Here is a 20,019-nt window from a genome sequence, read left to right on the forward strand (position 1 = left end):
GACCGGCCTGGGCGTGGAGCGTGTCGATGAGGAGGGTCTTGTCGGAGGACAGCGGGGAATAGAAGCGCAGCAGGCGGTTGCTGTCGGTGAAATGGGGGATGGCGGCTGCGGCGAGGGCGGCCAGGGTATCTTGGGTGTCGTCAGCGGTGTCGGCTTGCTCGGTGGAAGCGAAGGTGGGGAAGAAAGGGGCGATGGGGCTGGCGAAGTCGCGGATGGCCATGCCATGCAGCGGGTGGCCGGCGATGTGGAGCGCTTCGGCGGCTTGCTGCGCGAGGCTGGCGGCCTGGGCAGCCCTGGCGATGTCGGGGTTGAGGCGGGAGGCGGCTTGCAGGCCGTGCTGCAGGGCGCTGCCGGGGGTATCGGCTTGCAGGCCCGAGGCTGATGATGGCGATGAAGGAACGAGACCCTTGAGCGGGTCCTGTTCAGGATCATCGAAAGGCTGAAGCGACATGTGTTATTCCCGGCAATGGCATTATTTTGTTGAGCCGCGCGTCCGCAAGCAGCGCGCACAAAATTGTGCATACGACAACTAAAAAGTTGCCGGGATACTAACATGTCAAACAACGTTCGATAGTGTTTTATTAACTTTCTGTTGCGTTTAGGTTGGTATTCGCGACAGTGGACTCATCGGCCGATGTCGCTCGGTCTGGCAGATCGATGAGCCAGTCAGCCGCCGCTTTCCGTGGGCGGGGCATCGACAACTTCCCGCTTTCTGCCTTTTTCCCAGAGTACATCGCTCCCTCCCGCAAACCGGTTGAGCACCCGCGACAGCACGAACATCAGATCGGACAGGCGGTTCATGTACTGCCGCGGATTGTCGTTGATCTTTTCCGTATTGCCGAGGCTGACGATGGCGCGTTCGGCGCGGCGGCAGATGGTGCGGCAGACATGGGCGAGGGCGGCGGCGCGCGAGCCGGCCGGAAGGATGAAGTCCTTCAGCGGCGGCAGGTCGGCATTGTATTTTTCCAGCAGCGTGTCGAGCCGGCCCACGTGCACATCGGTGATCAGCGTATAGCCGGGAATGCAGAGTTCGCCGCCGAGGTCGAACAGGTCGTGCTGGATGGAAACGAGTTCCTCGCGCAGCGCATTCGGCAGTTCCTCGCACAGCAGCAGGCCGATATGGGAATTGAGTTCATCCACATCGCCCATCGCATGCACGCGCAGGCTGTCCTTGGCGACGCGGCTGCCGTCTCCCAGTCCGGTGGTGCCGTTGTCTCCGGTGCGCGTCGCGATTTTCGAAAGTCGGTTTCCCATGGCTTTTCGTCAGGTATGGTCGGGTTTGGAATGAGGCCAGCATACGACAAAAGCCGTCCCTGCGCAGTCGCCGGGGCGACGATGTCATCGGCCGCGGGAAGGGGCAAGAGAGTAAAATCGGGCAACGCCTGCAATTACACCGGAGACGCCCATGAACCATCCCGCCCAACTGGCCGCGCTGAAGAAGCCGGTGCCTGCCGAACTGCTTGCCGCGCTCGAATCGATTTTCGAGGATCGCTTTTCCACATCGCAAGCCATGCGGGAACATCACGGCCGCGACGAGTCTTCGTATGATCCGATGCTGCCCGATGCGGTCGTCTTCGCGCAGACCACCGAGGAAGTAGCGCAGGCGGTCAAGCTGTGCAGCCTGCATGAAGTGCCCATCATTCCCTACGGCACCGGCACCTCGCTCGAAGGCCATATCCTGGCGCTGCGCGGCGGCGTCACCATCGACCTGTCGCAGATGAACCAGGTGCTGGCGGTGCATGCGGAAGACCAGACCGCCACCGTCCAGGCCGGCGTCACCCGCAAGCAATTAAACCAGGAGATCCGCGACACCGGCCTGTTCTTTCCAATCGACCCCGGCGCCGATGCCTCGCTCGGCGGCATGGCCGCCACCCGCGCATCCGGCACCAATGCCGTGCGCTACGGCACCATGCGCGAAAACACGCTGGCCCTGACGGTGGTCACCTCCGACGGCCGCATCATCAAGACCGGCACCCGCGCCAAGAAATCCTCCGCCGGGTACGACCTCACCCGCGTGTTCGTCGGCAGCGAAGGCACGCTCGGCATCATCACCGAAGTCACGGTGCGCATCTATCCGCAGCCGGAAGCGGTATCGGCCGCCGTCTGTTCCTTCCCCTCGACCGCCGATGCGGTCAATGCGGTGATCCAGACCATACAGATGGGCGTGCCGATCGCCCGCGTCGAATTCCTCGACGAGCAGAGCGTGCGCTCCATCAATGCGCATGACCGGCTCAACCTGCCGGAAAAGCCGCTGCTGCTGTTCGAATTCCACGGCAGCGAACGCGGTGTCGAGGAGCAGGCGCGGACGGTGCAGGAAATCGCCGACGGCTTCAATGCCATCGGTTTCGAATGGGCAACCCGTCCGGAAGACCGGACCCGGCTCTGGACCGCGCGCCACAATGCCTACTTCGCGATGCTGCAGATGCGCCCCGGCGGAAGGGCGATCTCCACCGACTGCTGCGTGCCGATCTCGCGCCTGGCCGAATGCATCCTCGATACCAAGGCCGACTGTGAAAAGAACGGCATCATCCATGCCATCATCGGCCATGTCGGCGACGGCAATTTCCATGTGCTGATGATGGTCGACCCCAACGATCCGGCCGACATCGCCAAGGCGGAAGGCGTCAATGCCCGCATGGTGGCGCGCGCCATCTCGATGGACGGCACCTGCACCGGCGAACACGGCGTCGGCCTGCACAAGATGGACTTCCTGATCCAGGAGCATGGCGAGGAAGCCATCGAAACCATGCGGCTGCTCAAGCATGCCTTCGACCCGAAAAACATCATGAATCCAGGCAAGATCATTCAATGGTAGGACGATTTCCGATGGCGACCCGACTGCCTCCCGTACATGCCTTGTCCGCCTTCGAGGCGGCGGCCCGGCTCGGCTCTTTCGCGCTGGCGGCCGAGGAACTGTGCATCACGCCGTCGGCGCTGTCGCACCGCATCCGCCTGCTGGAGGAGTTCGTCGGCGAGCGCCTGTTCCTGCGCGACGGCCGCGCGGTCAGCCTGTCCGAGTTCGGCCGGCGCTATCTCGATGTGGTGCGGGCGGCGCTGCGCACGCTGACCGAATTTCCGATGCCGCACCGCAGCGCCCCGGCGCAGCCGCGCATCAAGGTGACGGTGCCGCCCACCTTCGCCCGCTACTTGCTGGTGCCGCGCCTGGGCGACTTCACCCGCCAGTATCCCGACATCGTGCTGGAACTGTTCCTGTCGGTGCCGCTGTACGACCTGGCGCTGTCGGAAAGCGACGTGGAGGTGCGTTTCGGCGCCGGCAATTACACCGATACCGTGACCGAAAAACTGTTCGAGGAACCGACCTTCGCGGTGGCCAGCCCGGCCTACCTGGAAAAGATCGGCCCGCTGGAGCAGCCGTCGGACCTGGCCAGGGCCACCTTGCTGCGCTCGGCGCTGGAACCCTGGCAGCCCTGGTTCGAAGTCGCCGGCCTCGACTGGCCGGAGCCGTCGAACGCGCTGCGCCTGGACGACCTCGGCCTGCTGCTGGAAGCGATCCGCCACGGCTACGGCGTCGGCCTCACCCGCAAGCATTTCGTGCAGGAGCTGCTGCAGCGCGGCGAAGTCGTCCACCTGTTCAAGGATGTGGAACTGAAGTCGCCGCCGCATGCCTACTATGTGGTCTATGAGCCGCAGGCGCGGGTGCGGCCGGAAGTCGGCGCCTTCATCGACTGGCTGAGGAAGAGTTTCGGCCGGCTGTGATGAACGATGTTCGTTCGGCAATACCCGTGAAAAGAATTCAAGCAGCCGCTGCGCAGCTTTCACCTCAGGCAGGACAATTGCACGGATAATCATCCTGCCGATGCGCGGCCGCTTGCCGCGCACCACGATGGCGGCACCGGCCGCATCATCGATGCAACGCCGACTCTCCCTGGAGCAGGACATGAACGCCCCCGCAACCCCCCAATTCACCCTGGAGCGCCAGCGCCAGGTCGCCAGCGCCCTCGACCGGCTGCTGCCGGCCGGCTGCGTGCTCTTCAACGAGGAAGACACCCGTCCTTACGAATGCGACGGCCTGTCGGCCTATCGCCAGCTGCCGATGGTGGTGGTGCTGCCGCAGAACGAGGCGCAGGTGATCGACATCCTCAAGACCTGCCGCGAGCTGCAGGTGCCGATCGTGCCGCGCGGCGCGGGCACCGGCCTGTCCGGCGGCGCGATGCCGATCGCCGACGGCGTGGTGCTGTCGACCGCCAAGTTCAACAAGATCCTCAAGCTCGATGCCTATTCCCGGACCGCCGTGGTGCAGCCCGGCGTGCGCAATCTCGCCATTTCCGAAGCCGCCGCGCCGCACGGGCTCTACTATGCGCCCGATCCCTCGTCGCAGATCGCCTGCACCATCGGCGGCAACGTCGCCGAGAACTCCGGCGGCGTGCATTGCCTGAAATACGGCCTCACGGTGCATAACGTGCTGCGGGTACGCATGGTGACCATCGAGGGCGACGTGGTCGAGCTCGGCGGCGATGCGCTCGACGCGCCGGGGCTGGATCTGCTCGCGGTCTTCATCGGTTCCGAAGGCATGCTCGGCGTGGTCACCGAAGTCACCGTCAAGCTGGTGCCGAAACCGCAGCTGGCGCGGGTCATCATGGCGTCCTTCGACGACGTGGTCAAAGGCGGCGACGCGGTAGCCAGGGTGATTGCCGCCGGCATCATCCCCGCCGGCCTTGAGATGATGGACAAGACCTCGTCGCGCATGGTCGAGCCTTTCGTGAAAGCCGGTTACGACATCGATGCCGAAGCCATCCTGCTGTGCGAATCGGACGGCATCCCGGAAGAGGTGGAAGAGGAAATCGCGCGCATGACCGAAGTGCTGAAGGCCTCGGGCGCGACCGCGATCGCCGTGTCGCAGAACGAGGTCGAGCGGCTCAAGTTCTGGTCCGGCCGCAAGAATGCCTTCCCGGCCGCCGGCCGCATTTCCCCCGATTATTACTGCATGGACGGCACCATTCCACGCAAGCATCTCGCCCATGTGCTGGTGAGCATCACCGAGATGGAAAAGAAGCACGGCCTGCGCTGCGCCAACGTGTTCCATGCCGGCGACGGCAACCTGCATCCGCTGATCATGTTCGATGCCAACATGCCGGGCGAATTCGAGCGCGCCGAAGCCTTCGGCGCCGACATCCTCGAACTCTGCGTCGAGGTTGGCGGGACGATCACCGGCGAACACGGCGTCGGCATCGAAAAGATCAATTCCATGTGCGTGCAATATTCGCCGCAGGAGCGCGAAGCCTTCTTCGCCGTCAAGCGGGCCTTCGATACCGCCTTCCTGCTCAACCCGGACAAGGCCATTCCTTCGCTGCACCGCTGCGCCGAGTACGGCAAGATGCATGTGCAGCGCGGACAGCTGAAGTTCGCCGACCTGCCGCGCTTTTAGTGGACCACTAGGAAACTTATGGAACAGGCATTGCAACAATTCCGCGACGCGATCAACGCTGCAGCATCGGCGGGCAAGCCGCTGCGCATCCGCGGCGGCGGCACCAAGGACTGGTACGGACAGGCGCTGCAGGGCGATATTCTCGATACCCGCGAATATTCCGGCATCATCGCCTACGACCCGACCGAGCTGGTCATCACCGCGCGCTGCGGCACGCCGCTGCTGGAGATCGAGGCCGCGCTGGCCCAGCACAACCAGGTGCTCGCGTTCGAGCCGCCGCAGTACGGGCCGGCATCGACCATCGGCGGCGTGGTGGCGGCCGGCCTGTCCGGTCCGCGCCGGCAGGCGGTCGGCGCGGTGCGCGACTTCGTGCTCGGGGCGGTGCTGATGGATGCGAAGGGCGAGGTGCTGCATTTCGGCGGGCAGGTGATGAAGAATGTCGCCGGCTACGACGTGTCGCGCCTGCTGGCCGGTTCGCTCGGCACGCTCGGCCTGATTCTCGAAGTCTCGCTCAAGGTATTGCCCAAGGCCTTCGCCGAAACCACGCTGCGCTTCGAGATGCCGCAGGACAGGGCGATCGACCAGCTCAACCGCTGGGGCGGGCAGCCGCTGCCGGTGTCGGCCAGCGCCTGGCACGGCGGTGTGCTGATCGTGCGCCTGTCGGGCGCCGAAGCGGCGGTGCGCTCGGCGGTGCAGAAGATGGGCGGCGAGGAAGATACGCAGGCCGAGATGTTCTGGAGCGAGCTGCGCAACCACAACAATGCCTTCTTTGCAGCCACCACCGGCCCCACCGCCTTGTGGCGCCTGTCGCTGCCATCGGTGGCGCAGCCGCTGGCGCTGGACGGCGAGCAATTGATCGAATGGGGCGGCGCCCAGCGCTGGCTGCGCAGCGAAGCCGATGCGGCCACGATACGCAACGTGACCGCGCAGGCCGGCGGCCATGCGACGCTGTACCGCGGCGGCGACAAGAGCGTCGGCGTGTTTCATCCGCTGGCGCCGGCGGTGGCGAAGATCCACCGCAACCTGAAACAATCCTTTGATCCGGCCGGTATCTTCAACCGCGGCCGGATGTACGAAGACGTCTGAATATGCAAACCAATCTTGCCGATTTCATCAAGAACACCCGCGAGGGTGAAGAAGCCGACGCCATCTTGCGCAAGTGCGTGCATTGCGGCTTCTGCACCGCCACCTGCCCGACCTACCAGCTGCTGGGCGACGAGCTCGACGGCCCGCGCGGCCGCATCTACCTGATCAAGCAGGTTCTCGAAGGCAAGCCGGCGACACAGAAAACGCAGACCCATCTCGACCGCTGCCTGACCTGCCGCAACTGCGAATCGACCTGTCCTTCCGGCGTGCAGTACGGCCGCCTGGTGGACATTGGCCGCAAGGTGGTGGAAGACCAGGTGCCGCGCCCGCTGTCGCAGCGTATCGTGCGCAATGCCCTGAAGGAAGGCTTGCCGCGCCAGTGGCTGTTCAAGCCGGCCATGGGCGCGGGACAGATGGTGCGTCCGCTGCTGCCCTCGGTGCTGCGCAACAAGGTGCCGAAGAAGCAGAGCGCCGGCGCCTGGCCGCGCACCGAACATGCGCGCAAGATGCTGGTGCTGCAGGGCTGCGTGCAGCCGTCGATGTCGCCCAACATCAATGCCGCGACCGCCCGCGTGCTCGACGCGCTGGGCGTGCAGCTGATCACCGCGCCCAAGGCCGGCTGCTGCGGCGCCATCCGCTATCATATGAACGACCATGACGGCGGCCTGAACGACATGCGCAACAACATCGATGCCTGGTGGCCGCTGGTCGAGTCCGGCGTGGAAGCGATTGTCATGACGGCCTCCGGCTGCGGCGTCACCGTCAAGGACTACGGTCACCTGTTCGCGCATGACGAGAAGTATGCGGCCAAGGCGAAGCGGATTTCCGAACTGACCAGGGACCTCAGCGAAATCCTGCCGTCCTTCGAAGCCGAACTGGCGGCGAAGCTGCAGGGCAAGCTGAACAAGCGGGTCGCCTATCATCCGCCGTGCACGCTGCAGCATGGCCAGCAGATCCGCGGCAAGGTGGAAGGCCTGCTGCGCGCCATTGGCGTCGATGTGCAGCTGTGCGCCGACAGCCACCTGTGCTGCGGCTCGGCCGGCACCTATTCGGTGCTGCAGCCGGAGATGGCCTACCAGCTGCGCGACAACAAGCTGCAGAATCTGCAAGCCACCAGGCCGGACATGATCGTGTCGGCCAACATCGGCTGCCAGACCCACCTACAGTCCGGCACCGACACGCCCGTCGGCCACTGGATCGAACTGGTCGACCAGGCTCTGGCCGAGGCGCGCTGAAATTTTCCCGCTGTTAAAATGGCGCAGGTTCCAAGCATGAGCTTTCCGGCACCGCCGGGCATCCCGCCCGGTCCGATGTCGAAATGACCATGCGCTGACGAACCTCTTGGAGAGGCGTTTCGCCCAGGCGCCCGGCCTCTCCGCAACTGCCGCCTGCCCCATCCCCGCAGTCGATATTGCCGATAAGAACCAACCGGATTTGAACCGGTCAATGTCTCCATATCCGGCATTTCTCGCTCCCATGCAATGAAGCGAGGAAACTCCATCCCATGACAAGCGCACGGCGCCCGCCGGCTTGCATGGATGGCATCGACATTCAACGCCGGCAAGGCCGGGCGATCAAGATCGCTTGCCGGCACAGGGGAGCACGCTACGTGATTACAGAACAAGAGGACCTGTTCCTGCGGGCGTTCAGATTCACCTCCATGGGCATGGCCCTGGTGACGCTGGACGGCCGCTGGCTTGATGCCAACGAGGCATTCATCCGACTGGTCGGTTATACGAGGATGGAACTGAAGGAATTGACCTTTCAGGACATTACGCATCCTGACGACCTGAGGGCCGATGTGCATCTTGCCAATCAGATGGTCAATGGCCTGATCCCGTCTTATCAGCTCGACAAGCGCTACCTGCACCGCAACGGCCAGCCGGTCTGGGTTTCGCTGACGGTTTCCATGGTGCGCGACAGGGATGGCGATCCCGACTTCCTGGTGGTGCAGGCGAGCGACATCTCCGCGCGCAAGCGGGTAGAGGCCGAACGCGATGCCTTCTTCGACCTGTCGCCGGACATGCTGGTCATTCCTGGCCGGTCGGACTGCTTCGAGCGCGTCAACGATCGGTGGACCGAGGTGCTCGGCTGGTCCGCGCAGGAACTGACTTCGCGGCCATTCCTCGACTTCGTGCATCCGGACGACCGCACGCGCACGATCGCCGAAGCCCGTGCCACTTGTCATGGCCGGCCGCTCAGGGGCTTCCGCAACCGCTATCGCCACAAGGATGGCGACTATCTCTGGCTGGAATGGAATACGCGGCTGGTGGGCAACGGGCGGCTGTACTGCAGCGCGCGGGATGTGACCGCGCAGCAGCAGGTGCTTGAACGCCTGCGGGTGCAGGGGGATGCATTGCGCGCCGCCAGCAACGGCATCGTCATCATCGACCCGACCGTTGCCGAAAGTCCGATCGTCTACTGCAATCCGGCGTTCGAGCGCATCACCGGCTACGGCCAGGCCGAAGTGCTCGGCCGGAACTGCCGTTTCCTGCACCGCAACGACAAGGACCAGGACCAGCTGCGCAAGCTCAACGAAGCCATGGCCGCCGGCCGCGAATGCCAGGTCGTGCTGCGCAACTATCGCAAGAGCGGCCAGCTGTTCATCAACGAATTGCTGATGGCGCCGGTGCGGGACAAGGCCGGACGCCTGCTCAATTATGTCGGCATCCTCGAGGACATCACCGAGCGCGTGCGGGCGCAGGATGAACTGCGGCACCGTGAACTCCACCTGCAGCAGATCATGAAGCGCGTGCCGGCGCTGATCTTCCAGTGGCATGCCCATCCGGACGGCAGGCAGGGCTTCAATTACATCAGCGAGCGCTGCCAGGACGTGTTCGGCGTGCCGGCCAGGGCACTGATGGCCGACTGGAGCCGCGTGCCCATTCATCCCGAGGACATGACCTGCTTCACCGATTCGATCGAATTGGCGATCGCCGACCGCAGCGACTGGTATTTCGAAGGACGGCTGCTGCGGCCGGACGGCGAGGTGCGATGGATCAAGGCCACTTCCTCTCCTACCGAGATGTCGGGAGACGCCATGACGTTTACCGGCATCGTGCTCGACGTGACGTCGGAACGGCAGGCGCAGGAGCACCACCGCGTGCATGAGCATCGCATCCGGCAGGTGGTCGAAAGCGCCAGTGAAGCGTTCTCCACCCGCAAGGAACTCGAACGCAAGCTGGAGCAGGAACGCCAGCTGCTCAATACCATCCTCGAAACCATTGATGTCGGCGTCAAGGTATGCGACGCCAACGGCCTCATCGTGCTCGTCAATCGCGCCGCGCGCGAGCTCAGCGGCATCGCCGACGGCCGCGGCATGACGCTCGTCGAATGGGCCGAGGCTTCGGGCATGTATGGCATGAACGCGTCGGGAGAGAAGAAGGAAATGGGCTTGTCGCAGTCCCTGCAGGGCAGGCTGGTGCGCAATCTCGATCTCGAAGTGCAGGGCGGGCAGGAGGCGCGGCAAGTCACCGTCAATGCCAAGCCGCTGCGGGACGGAACCGGCGCCATTTATGGCGCGGTGGCGGTGATGAGCGACGTCACCGAGCTCAAGGCGGTCGAGCAGCAACTCATCCTGCTGGCGCGCTACGACACGCTCACCGGATTGCCGAACCGCCGCCATTTCGATGAAAGGCTGGCTGAAGCTCTGGCGCGCGCCGGGCGTTCCGGGCAGATCCTGGCGCTGATGGTGATCGATGTCGACCACTTCAAGCACATCAACGACACCCATGGCCATGCCGGCGGCGACGCGGTGCTGCGCGAGATGGCCATGCGGCTCAAGCGCCATGTGCGGGCAACCGATACCGTGGCCCGCCTCGGCGGCGACGAGTTTGTCGTCATACTCGAAGGGCTCGGCAGTGACGAAGAGGCGGACCTGATCGCCGCCAAGCTGGTGCATGCCTGCCGTCAGCCCATCGTCCTGCAGGATGGCGAGGTCGATATCAGCATCAGTATCAGTATCGGCATCGGTTCTTCCGCGCCGGGCAGGGACCAGGATGCGCTGATGCTGGGAGCCGACAAGGCGCTCTACGAGGCAAAGTGGGCGGGGCGCAACTGCTTCCGGCGTATGCACTGAATCTACCGGGAGTAAGCAATGACGCCGGCATGGCAAGGCCCGCCCGGATTACACTAGCACCGTTATCGTTCGAACCCGGATGCAAGACGTGATCTATACCTTTGCCACCCTGCTGGTGTTCCAGACCCTGGGCGAAAGCCTGGCCTTCGCCCTGTCCCTGCCGGTTCCCGGACCGGTGATCGGCATGCTGCTGCTGTTCTGCTACCTGCTGCTGCGGCCCGCGGTCGCGGAGCGCCTGGCGCCGACCACGCTGGAATTCCTCAAGCATCTGTCCCTGCTCTTCATCCCGGCCGGCGTCGGCATCATGGTGCATGCCCAGCGGGTCGCGTCCGAATGGCTGCCGCTGGCCGCCGCGCTGCTCATCAGCGCCACCGTTTCCCTGGTGGTCACCGCGCTGGTGCTGAAGGCGCTGCAGAAATGAAGTCCGAAATCAGCCAGGTCTGGGTCTACCTGTCCGCGTCGCCGCTGCTGTGGCTGACCGCGACTTTGCTTGCCTACCAGTTTGCCTATGCCGTCTATGCGCGGGCGAAATTCAATCCGCTGGTCAATCCGGTCGCCATCGCGGTGGCGCTGCTGGTGCTGGTTCTCGTCGGCACCGGCACCCGCTATCCCACCTATTTCGAGGGCGCGCAATTCGTCCATTTCCTGCTCGGGCCGGCGACCGTGGCGCTGGCCATTCCCCTCTACCAGCAACTGGAAAAGCTCAGGCGCAACTGGTTCGCATTGGTCGTCAGCGCGCTGGTCGGCGGCGCGGCGGCGATTGCCACCGCGATGGGCGTGGCCTGGGCGCTGGGCGCCTCGCCGGCGACGGTGCTCTCATTGGCGCCGAAGGCGGTGACCATGCCGATCGCGATGGGCGTGTCGGAAAAGATCGGCGGCCTGCCGTCATTGACGGCGGTGCTGGTGATGCTGACCGGCATCCTGGGCGCATCCACCGCGCGCTGGATCTTCAACCTGATGAAGATCGACGACCACGGCGTGCGCGGCTTCGCGCTCGGCGTGACCTCGCACGGCATCGGCACGGCAAGGGCATTCCAGGTGAGCGAGGAGATGGGTGCGTTTTCCGGGCTGGCGATGGGATTGTCGGGAGTGTTGACGGCATTGCTGCTGCCGCTGGTGCTGCGGCTGCTGGGCGCGGCCTGAGCGGGAGCCGGGGAGGACGGAGCTCTTCGGAACGGCTTGCCTTGTGCAGGCACGGAGGCCTGCACTACCCGAGCGGCACTTGTCTATTCGGCCAGCAGCTTCTCGATGTCGTCGGCGATGTCCTTCGGCGCGGTCTGCGGCGCATAGCGCTTGTAGACCGTGCCGTCCTTCTTCACCAGGAACTTGGTGAAATTCCACTTGATCGCCTGTGTGCCCATCAGGCCGGGCGCTTCCGCCTTCAGGTACTTGAACAGCGGATGCGCGTTGTTGCCGTTGACGTCCACCTTGGAAAACAGCGGGAAGGTGACGCCATAATTCTTTTCGCAGAAGGCGCCGATCTCGTCTTCGCTGCCCGGTTCCTGCGAGCCGAACTGGTTGCAGGGAAAGCCGAGCACTTCCAGTCCGCGCCCCTTGAACTGCTTGTAGAGCGCTTCCAGCCCCTGGTACTGCGGCGTGAAACCGCACTTGCTGGCGGTGTTGACGATCAGCAGCACGCGGCCGCGATAAGTCTTCATGTCGACCGGCGCGCCGGCAATGCCGGCAGGGCTGAATTCGAAAATGCTCATACGATTCCCAGGTGTTCGGTGCCCTTGCTCAGGTCGCGGCCGTGGGCTTCCTTGCCATGCAGCTTGATCGACAGGCGCAGGTCGTTGACGGAATCGGCATTGCGCAGCGCATCCTCGTAGGAAATCTTGCCGCCTTCGTACAGGTCGAACAGCGCCTGGTCGAAGGTCTGCATGCCGAGCTCGCGCGACTTCTTCATGATCTCCTTGATCTCGTGGACGTCGCCCTTGAAGATCAGGTCGGAAATCAGCGGCGAATTGAGCATCACTTCCACCGCCGCGCAGCGGCCCTTGGTGTCCTTCAGGGGAACCAGCCGCTGCGAAACCATCGCTTTCAGATTGAGCGACAAATCCATCAAAAGTTGCGCCCGCCGTTCCTCGGGGAAAAAGTTGATGATGCGGTCCAGCGCCTGGTTGGCGCTGTTGGCATGCATCGTCGCCAGGCACAGGTGGCCGGTCTCGGCGAAGGCCACCGCATAGTCCATGGTCTCGCGGTCGCGGATCTCGCCGATCAGGATCACGTCCGGCGCCTGGCGCAGCGTGTTCTTCAGCGCCGCGAACCAGTCGGCGGTATCGACCCCGACTTCGCGCTGGGTGATGATGCAGTTCTTGTGCGGATGGATGTACTCGACCGGGTCCTCGATGGTGATGATGTGGCCGTAGCTGTTTTCATTGCGGTAACCGATCATGCCGGCCAGCGTGGTCGATTTGCCGGAGCCGGTGGCGCCGACCATGATCACCAGGCCGCGCTTGGTCATCGACACTTCCTTGAGCACCGGCGGCACGCCCAGGTCTTCCAGCTTGGGAATGGTGGTGGTGATGGTCCGCAGCACCATGCCGACCCGGCCCTGCTGCACGAAGGCCGACACGCGGAAGCGGCCCAGCCCGCCGGGGCTGATCGCGAAGTTGCATTCCTTGGTGGCTTCGAATTCCGCCGCCTGCTTGTCGTTCATGATGGCGCGCGCCAGTTCGACGGTATGGGTGGGCGTCAGCGGCTGGTTGGAGACCGGCGTCATCTTGCCGTCGATCTTGAAGGCCGGCGGAAATTCCGCCGTGATGAACAGGTCGGAGCCGTTCTTGCTGAGCATCAGCCGCAGCAGGTCGTGCATGAATTTGGTGGCCTGATCGCGTTCCATGTAGCTTCCTTGTCTTGATGGATTATCCCGGGAAGTTTTCCGGGATCTTCGCCGCGGCGCGCGCGGCGGCGGGTGAAATGATATTGCGGCGCACCAGGTCGGTCAGGTTCTGGTCCAGCGTCTGCATGCCGACGTTGCTGCCGGTCTGGATCGCGGAATACATCTGCGCGACCTTGGCTTCGCGGATCAGGTTGCGGATGGCCGGCGTGCCGAGCATGATTTCATGCGCCGCCACGCGGCCGCTGCCGTCCTTGGTCTTTAGCAGGGTCTGCGAGATCACCGCCTGCAGCGATTCCGACAGCATCGCCCGCACCATTTCCTTTTCCTCCGCCGGGAACACGTCGACGATACGGTCGATGGTCTTGGCGGCCGACGAGGTGTGCAGCGTGCCGAACACCAGGTGGCCGGTCTCGGCCGCGGTGAGGGCGAGGCGGATGGTTTCCAGGTCGCGCAATTCGCCGACCAGGATTGCATCCGGATCTTCGCGCAGCGCCGAGCGCAGCGCATTGTTGAACGACATCGTGTGCGGACCGACTTCGCGCTGGTTGATCAGGCACTTCTTGGATTCATGCACGAACTCGATCGGGTCCTCGACGGTGAGGATGTGCGCGTATTCGGTTTCGTTGAGATGGTTGATCATCGCCGCCAGCGTGGTCGACTTGCCGGAACCGGTCGGGCCGGTCACCAGCACCAGGCCGCGCGGCTTGAGCGCGAGGTCGGCGAAGATCTTCGGCGCGTTCAGCTGTTCCAGCGTCAGCACCTTGGAGGGAATGGTACGCAGCACGGCGGCGGCGCCGCGATCCTGGTTGAAGGCATTGACCCGGAAGCGGGCGAGGCCGGGAATGGCGAAGGAAAAGTCGCACTCCAGCACTTCCTCGTAAGCCTTGCGCTGGCCGTCGTTCATGATGTCATAGATCATGCCGTGCACGTCGCGGTGCTCGAGCGGCGGCAGGTTGATGCGGCGCACGTCGCCGTGCACGCGGATCATCGGCGGCAGGCCGGCAGACAGGTGCAGGTCGGATGCCTTGTTCTTCACGGAAAAGGCAAGGAGTTCGGAGATGTCCATTTATAATCCCGGGGATTGGCGAAACGCCATGAAAGTTACGCAACAGTGGCAGGCCGGTCAGGAGAGAAGCGCCGGATTGTTGCGAGTGTTGCAAGTATCGCAATTGTTGCTTCAAGCAAACTGATTATGTCCCCAATCTCCAGCAACTTGCAAGCCGTCAACGACCGTATCGCCACTGCCGCCCGGGCCGCATCGCGTGATCGCAACAGCGTGGTGCTGCTGGCCGTCTCCAAGACCTTCGGCGCCGACGCGGTGATCGAGGCGGCGGAGTGCGGGCAGCGCGCCTTCGGCGAAAACTACCTGCAGGAAGCGCTGGACAAGATGGCAGCCGTCAAGGCGCAGCGGCCGGACCTGTTGCTGGAATGGCATTTCATCGGCCCGATACAGAGCAACAAGACGCGGCCGATCGCCGAGCATTTCGACTGGGTGCATTCGGTTGACCGCGAAAAGATCGCGCAGCGCCTGTCCGACCAGCGGCCCGCGCATCTGCCGCCGCTCAACATCTGCCTGCAGGTCAACATCAGCGGCGAAGCCAGCAAGAGCGGCGTGATGCCGCGGGAAGCATCAGCGCTGGCGCAGCGCATCGCCGCCATGCCCCGCCTGAAGCTGCGCGGCCTGATGGCGATTCCCGAGCCGGCCGCCGACGAAGAGGCGCAGCGCGCGCCGCACCGGCAGCTGCGCCTGCTGGCGGAAGATATCGGCAGGCAGGGCATTGAACTCGACACCCTGTCGATGGGCATGTCGGCGGACCTTGCGGCTGCGGTTGCCGAAGGCGCCACCATCGTCAGGATAGGAACAGCAATTTTTGGACAACGACACTATGGCTAACTTGAAGATCGGATTCATCGGCGGCGGCAACATGGCGACCGCATTGATCGGCGGCCTCGCCGGCAAGCTCACGGATGGCGGCAACATCCACGTGGTCGACCCGAATGGGGAAGCGCTGGACAGGCTGCGGCAGCAGTTCGGCGTCACCACCGCGGGCGGCATCGATGCCGGGCTGGCGCAGTGCGACGTGATCGTGCTGTCGGTGAAGCCGCAGCAGATGAAGGATGTGGTTGCGCAGCTGCGCCCGCATGTGACGCGCCAGCTGATCCTGTCGATCGCCGCCGGCATCCGCGCCGCCGACCTGTCGCGCTGGCTGGGCGGGCATCGCGCCATCGTGCGCACCATGCCCAACACGCCGGCGCTGATCGGCAAGGGCATCACCGGCATGGTGGCGATGGATGGCGTGTCGCCGGAACAGCGCGATGCCGCCGATGCCATCCTGCGCGCGGTCGGCGCCACCGTCTGGCTGAGCGACGAGGCGCTGATCGATCCGGTCACCGCGGTGTCCGGCAGCGGTCCGGCCTATGTGTTCTATTTCATCGAGGCGATGCAGCAGGCGGCGCAGGAAATGGGCCTGACCGCGGAGCAGGGCAATGAACTGGCGATCGCCACCTTCGTCGGCGCATCGCAGCTGGCGGCGCAATCGACGGAGCCGGTGTCGCTGCTGCGCGAGCGGGTCACGTCCAAGGGCGGGACCACTTATGCCGCGCTGACGAGCATGGAGGCCAGCGGCGTGAAGGACGCGATCGGCAAGGCGCTGAAGGCGGCTGCCGCACGCGGCAAGGAACTGGGCGAGGAATTCGGCAGGGATTGAGCACAAGCGGGTCGCGCTTCCTGCGCCGACCCGCCATCCGCATCAATCCTCCCCGAATTCCCGATCCTTGCGCGCAGGCCGGTAACGGCGGCTGATGCCGACCACCACGCCGAGCGCGATGCCGGCAAGCGCGCCGACGGCGACCGCCTGCCAGGGATTTTCCTTCACATAGCGATCGGTGCTCTCCATTGTTTCGCGTGCCGTCACGGCGAGGTGATCCTCGAGCTCCGATATGCTGTGCCGGGCGGTGCTGAGCGTCGATTCAAAGCGTTCGCGGGCGGCTTGATAGCCTTCTCCGGCTTGCTGGCCGGTGCTGCGCAGCAGCTCCTCGGCCTCCCGCATGACCCGCCTGATGTCGTCCAGCAGCCGGTCGCGTGAGTTGCCGGATTGGCCGTTGCCGTCGTTGTAGTCGTTGTATTCATTGTCCATTGCGGGCTCCGCTTGGTGGTGGGGTTGTCTGCAGTGTATAGGGGCGCTTGATGGCTTGATCTTGCGCTGCGTCAAATGATTTCCTTAAGTCCACAACGCTTCGCTAGCGCAGCGCATAGTCGAGCGCAATGCCGCCGAAGATGGCCGCGCCCAGCCAGTTGTTATGGCGGAAGGCGGTGAAGCATCCCATGCGGTCGCGCTCCCGGATGAGCCGGTAATGATAGACCGCGCACGCCGCCGCTACCGCAAGGCCGGCGGCGAACCAGAAGCGCAGCCCATATTGCCAGCCAACCACGAGAATGATCGCAAAGCTTACCGCATAGCAGAGCATCACCGCCGCCACATCATGGCGGCCGAAGGTGATGGCCGAGGTCTTGATGCCGATCTTGAGATCGTCGTCACGGTCCACCATCGCATATTCGGTATCGTAGGCGACCGCCCAGAAGATATTGGCGATCAGCAGCAGCCATGCCGCCACCGGTACGCTGTCCTGCACCGCCGCGAAGGCCATCGGAATGCCGAAGCCGAAGGCGATGCCGAGATAGGCCTGCGGTATCGCGAAGAAGCGCTTGAAATAGGGATAGCTGGCGGCGATCAGGACAGCCGCGACGGAAAGCTGCTTGGTCAGCGCATTGAGCGGCAGAATCAGCGCAAAGGACACCAGCGCCAGCACGGCGGCCACCATTACCGCTTCCCAGCCGGCGATCTTGCCGCTGGTCAGCGGCCGTTCCGCGGTGCGCTTCACATGCTTGTCGAAGTCGCGGTCGGCGTAATCGTTGATCGCGCAGCCGGCCGAGCGCATCAGGATGGTGCCGAGCGTGAAGATGGCGACCAGTTTCCAGTCCGGCCTGCCCTCGGCCGCGAACCATAGCGCCGCCAGCGTCGGCCACAGCAGCAGCAGGATGCCGATGGGCTTGTCGAGGCGGACCAGGCGGGCATAGAGGGCAAGGCGGTTCATGGGCTGCTGTTTCGATGGAAGTTGATGAAGACCGCAACGCGTTCTGCGGAACACGGCTACACTTGCGCCGGTGCCCGCATCCCGCATGGGGATTTTGCGCTGCAAAATCGAATTATAAGCGCCGTGCGCGAAGTTTCAGTTATCGTAACGGGGCTGTCATATCGCACCAATAGACTACAAAATTTCTGGAGACAAGACATGCAATTTCGATGGAAGGCGCTGGCCGCCGCCAGCCTGTGCGCCACGGGCGCCGCAATCACCCTCCCTGCCTTTGCCGCAACCGAAATCGCCTGGTGGCATTCGATGACCGGCGCTCTCGGCGAGCGCGTCGCCGGCCTGGCCGACCAGTTCAACAAGAGCCAGAGCGAATACAAGGTCAATCCCATCTTCAAGGGCAACTACGAAGAGGCGATGGCCGCCGCGATCGCCGCCTACCGCGCCGGCAATGCGCCGCACGTCCTGCAGGTATTCGAGGTCGGCACCGCCACCATGATGTATTCCAAGGGCGCGATCATGCCGGTCACCGAAGTGATGAAGGCCGCCGGCGAAAAATTCGACGCTTCGGTCTATGTGCCCGCGGTCGCCGGCTACTACACCTCGCCCAAGGGCGACATGGTGTCCTTCCCGTTCAACAGTTCGACCACGGTGTTCTATTACAACAAGGACATGTTCGCCAAGGCCGGGCTCGATCCGAACAAGCCGCCGGTGACCTGGCAGGAAGTGGTGGCCGCCGCCGCCAAGCTCAAGGCCGGCGGAGAGAAATGCGCGTACACCACCGGCTGGCAGTCCTGGGTGCATCTGGAAAGCTTCTCGGCCTGGCATAACGTCGAGTTCGCCTCGAAGAACAACGGCTTCGGCGGCCTCGACGCAAGGCTCAAGTTCAACAGCCCGCTGCATGTGAAGCACATCGAGAATCTCTCCAACTGGGCCAAGCAGGGCTACTTCACCTATGCCGGCCGCAAGAACGAGCCGGAAGCCAAGTTCTATTCCGGCGAATGCGCGATGCTGACCTCGTCCAGCTCCGCCTATGCCAACATCACCAAGAACGCCAAGTTCAAGTTCGCCGTCTCGCCGCTGCCTTACTACAACGACGTGCAGGGCGCGCCGCAGAACACCATCATCGGCGGCGCCTCGCTGTGGGTCATGAGCGGCAAGAAGACCGACGAATACAAGGCGGTCGCCAAGTTCTTCAAGTTCCTGTCGCAGCCGGAAATCCAGGCCAAGTGGCACCAGGAAACCGGCTATCTGCCGATCACCACCGCCGCCTACGATCTGACCAAGAAGTCGGGCTTCTATGAAAAGACGCCGGGTCCCGACGTGCCGGTGCAGCAGATGATCGTCAAGACCACCGACAAGTCGCGCGGCCTGCGCCTGGGCAGCATGGTGCAGATCCGCACCATCATCGACGAGGAACTGGAGACCGTCTGGAACGGCAAGAAGACGGCGAAGGAAGCGCTCGACACCGCGGTCAAGCGCGGCGATGAACTGCTGGTGCGTTTCGAGAAGGCGAACAAGTAAGGCGCCGTCCAGGTAGTGCGGGCCTCCGTGCCCGCACTTGATGCATCGGTTACCTTAAAGCGCAGGCACGGAGGCCTGCGCTACTTTTATTCGCTTCATTCATGGAAAAACGCGCCCGTTTCAAATCGGCCTGGCTGCCTTATGCGCTGGTGGCCCCGCAAATCCTCGTCACGCTGCTGTTCTTCTTCTGGCCGGCGGTGCAGGCGCTGTACCAGTCGGTGCTGATCCAGGATGCCTTCGGCGCCTCGTCGCAATTCGTCTGGTTCGACAATTTCAAGGACCTGTTCAACGACTCCAACTATCTGGAGTCGTTCAAGACCACCGCCATGTTCTCGGTGATGGTGGCCTTCTTCGGCTTGTCGCTGTCGCTCATCCTTGCCGTCTTCGCCGACCGCATCATGCGCGGCGCGTCGGTCTACAAGACCTTCCTGATCTGGCCCTACGCGGTCTCGCCGGTGGTGGTGGGCGTGCTGTGGATGTTCCTGTTGAATCCGACGCTCGGCGTCCTCGCTCATGCGCTGCGCGGCATCGGCATCGAGTGGAACAACCTGCTCAACGGCCGCCACGCGATGATCCTGATCGTGATGGCGGCGATCTGGAAGCAGATCAGCTACAACTTCCTGTTCTTCCTGGCAGGCCTGCAGGCGATTCCGAAATCGCTGATCGAGGCGGCGGCCATCGACGGCGCTGGCCCGGTGCGGCGCTTCTTCACCATCGTCTTTCCGCTGCTGTCGCCGACCACCTTCTTCCTGCTGGTGATCAATATCGTGTATTCGTTCTTCGATACCTTCGCCATCATCGAAGCCACCACGCATGGCGGCCCCGGCAAGGAAACCGAGATCCTGGTGTACAAGGTCTTCCATGACGGCTTCAAGGGCGGCGACCTCGGCAGCGCGGCGGCGCAGTCGGTGGTGCTGATGGTCATCGTCATCACGCTGACCGTGGTGCAGTTCAAGTACGTGGAAAAGAAGGTGCAGTATTCATGAAGACATTCACACTGAGCGGGGAGGGCCG

General features: G+C 63.8%; 19 protein-coding genes. 12 read left to right on the forward strand and 7 right to left on the reverse strand.

Annotated elements, in window-relative coordinates; genetic code table 11:
• Positions 1–451, reverse strand: a 451-nt coding sequence (locus FH061_RS15465) for a hypothetical protein (protein WP_151636737.1), incomplete at its 3' end; no start/stop codon positions are given.
• 215 nt (positions 452–666) lie between these two features.
• A complete protein-coding gene (locus FH061_RS15470) occupies positions 667–1,254 on the reverse strand; it encodes a cob(I)yrinic acid a,c-diamide adenosyltransferase (protein WP_151636738.1) in 588 nt (195 codons plus the stop codon).
• A gap of 151 nt (positions 1,255–1,405) precedes the next feature.
• Here FH061_RS15470 and FH061_RS15475 point away from each other — a divergent pair, with 151 nt between their 5' ends.
• The 8 genes from FH061_RS15475 to FH061_RS15510 all read left to right on the forward strand — a co-directional run bounded on the left by FH061_RS15475 (position 1,406) and on the right by FH061_RS15510 (position 11,693).
• Positions 1,406–2,815, forward strand: coding sequence for an FAD-binding oxidoreductase (locus FH061_RS15475; RefSeq protein ID WP_151636739.1), 1,410 nt, complete (start codon positions 1,406–1,408; stop codon positions 2,813–2,815).
• An 11-nt stretch (positions 2,816–2,826) separates the two neighbouring features.
• On the forward strand, positions 2,827–3,717 hold the full coding sequence (locus FH061_RS15480) for a LysR substrate-binding domain-containing protein (protein WP_151636740.1): 891 nt from the start codon (positions 2,827–2,829) through the stop codon (positions 3,715–3,717).
• Positions 3,718–3,898: 181 nt separating this feature from the next.
• Complete coding sequence (locus tag FH061_RS15485; RefSeq protein ID WP_151636741.1) at positions 3,899–5,386, forward strand: FAD-linked oxidase C-terminal domain-containing protein; 1,488 nt, start codon at positions 3,899–3,901, stop codon at positions 5,384–5,386.
• 18 nt (positions 5,387–5,404) lie between these two features.
• Positions 5,405–6,472 carry a glycolate oxidase subunit GlcE gene (gene glcE / locus FH061_RS15490; protein WP_151636742.1) on the forward strand — a complete coding sequence of 356 codons (1,068 nt, stop codon included), beginning with the start codon at positions 5,405–5,407 and terminating at the stop codon, positions 6,470–6,472.
• Between the two features lie 2 nt (positions 6,473–6,474).
• Positions 6,475–7,707, forward strand: coding sequence for a glycolate oxidase subunit GlcF (gene glcF / locus FH061_RS15495; protein WP_151636743.1), 1,233 nt, complete (start codon positions 6,475–6,477; stop codon positions 7,705–7,707).
• 374 nt (positions 7,708–8,081) lie between these two features.
• Complete coding sequence (locus tag FH061_RS15500; protein ID WP_192805086.1) at positions 8,082–10,550, forward strand: sensor domain-containing diguanylate cyclase; 2,469 nt, start codon at positions 8,082–8,084, stop codon at positions 10,548–10,550.
• Between the two features lie 88 nt (positions 10,551–10,638).
• Positions 10,639–10,971, forward strand: a complete 333-nt coding sequence (locus FH061_RS15505) for a CidA/LrgA family protein (RefSeq protein WP_151636907.1) — start codon at positions 10,639–10,641, stop codon at positions 10,969–10,971.
• Entirely contained in the window at positions 10,968–11,693 is a 726-nt protein-coding gene (locus FH061_RS15510; protein ID WP_151636745.1) for an LrgB family protein, read from the forward strand. The genes FH061_RS15505 and FH061_RS15510 overlap by 4 nt, the downstream gene beginning before the upstream one ends.
• An 83-nt stretch (positions 11,694–11,776) precedes the next feature.
• Here FH061_RS15510 and FH061_RS15515 read toward each other — a convergent pair whose 3' ends face one another.
• The 3 genes from FH061_RS15515 to FH061_RS15525 are packed head-to-tail and all read right to left on the reverse strand — an operon-like array spanning position 11,777 to position 14,458.
• The gene (locus tag FH061_RS15515) at positions 11,777–12,259 is read right to left on the reverse strand and encodes a glutathione peroxidase (RefSeq protein WP_151636746.1); all 483 of its coding nucleotides are present in this window, start codon (positions 12,257–12,259) and stop codon (positions 11,777–11,779) included.
• Positions 12,256–13,392 carry a PilT/PilU family type 4a pilus ATPase gene (locus tag FH061_RS15520; protein ID WP_151636747.1) on the reverse strand — a complete coding sequence of 379 codons (1,137 nt, stop codon included), beginning with the start codon at positions 13,390–13,392 and terminating at the stop codon, positions 12,256–12,258. Before FH061_RS15520 ends, FH061_RS15515 begins: the two co-directional genes overlap by 4 nt.
• Before the next feature lie 22 nt (positions 13,393–13,414).
• Positions 13,415–14,458 (reverse strand): type IV pilus twitching motility protein PilT, encoded by a 1,044-nt coding sequence (locus FH061_RS15525; protein WP_151636748.1) that lies wholly within the window; start codon positions 14,456–14,458, stop codon positions 13,415–13,417.
• A gap of 126 nt (positions 14,459–14,584) precedes the next feature.
• Here FH061_RS15525 and FH061_RS15530 point away from each other — a divergent pair, with 126 nt between their 5' ends.
• Together FH061_RS15530 and proC are read left to right on the forward strand one after the other, a co-directional pair.
• The gene (locus FH061_RS15530) at positions 14,585–15,286 is read left to right on the forward strand and encodes a YggS family pyridoxal phosphate-dependent enzyme (RefSeq protein ID WP_151636749.1); all 702 of its coding nucleotides are present in this window, start codon (positions 14,585–14,587) and stop codon (positions 15,284–15,286) included.
• Positions 15,279–16,100 (forward strand): pyrroline-5-carboxylate reductase, encoded by an 822-nt coding sequence (proC, locus tag FH061_RS15535; protein WP_151636750.1) that lies wholly within the window; start codon positions 15,279–15,281, stop codon positions 16,098–16,100. Before FH061_RS15530 ends, proC begins: the two co-directional genes overlap by 8 nt.
• A gap of 42 nt (positions 16,101–16,142) precedes the next feature.
• Here proC and FH061_RS15540 read toward each other — a convergent pair whose 3' ends face one another.
• Entirely contained in the window at positions 16,143–16,529 is a 387-nt protein-coding gene (locus FH061_RS15540; RefSeq protein WP_151636751.1) for a DUF883 family protein, read from the reverse strand.
• 103 nt (positions 16,530–16,632) lie between these two features.
• Positions 16,633–17,487, reverse strand: a complete 855-nt coding sequence (gene ubiA / locus FH061_RS15545; RefSeq protein ID WP_151636752.1) for a 4-hydroxybenzoate octaprenyltransferase — start codon at positions 17,485–17,487, stop codon at positions 16,633–16,635.
• Positions 17,488–17,685: 198 nt separating this feature from the next.
• On the opposite strand from ubiA, the gene ugpB reads away from it, so the two are divergent.
• Together ugpB and ugpA are read left to right on the forward strand one after the other, a co-directional pair.
• Positions 17,686–19,005, forward strand: coding sequence for a sn-glycerol-3-phosphate ABC transporter substrate-binding protein UgpB (gene ugpB, locus FH061_RS15550; RefSeq protein WP_151636753.1), 1,320 nt, complete (start codon positions 17,686–17,688; stop codon positions 19,003–19,005).
• A 101-nt stretch (positions 19,006–19,106) separates the two neighbouring features.
• Positions 19,107–19,991 (forward strand): sn-glycerol-3-phosphate ABC transporter permease UgpA, encoded by an 885-nt coding sequence (gene ugpA / locus FH061_RS15555; RefSeq protein ID WP_151636754.1) that lies wholly within the window; start codon positions 19,107–19,109, stop codon positions 19,989–19,991.
• Positions 19,992–20,019 lie beyond the last annotated feature (28 nt).

The organism is Noviherbaspirillum aerium (assembly GCF_008929045.1).
Lineage (GTDB): Bacteria > Pseudomonadota > Gammaproteobacteria > Burkholderiales > Burkholderiaceae_D > Noviherbaspirillum > Noviherbaspirillum aerium.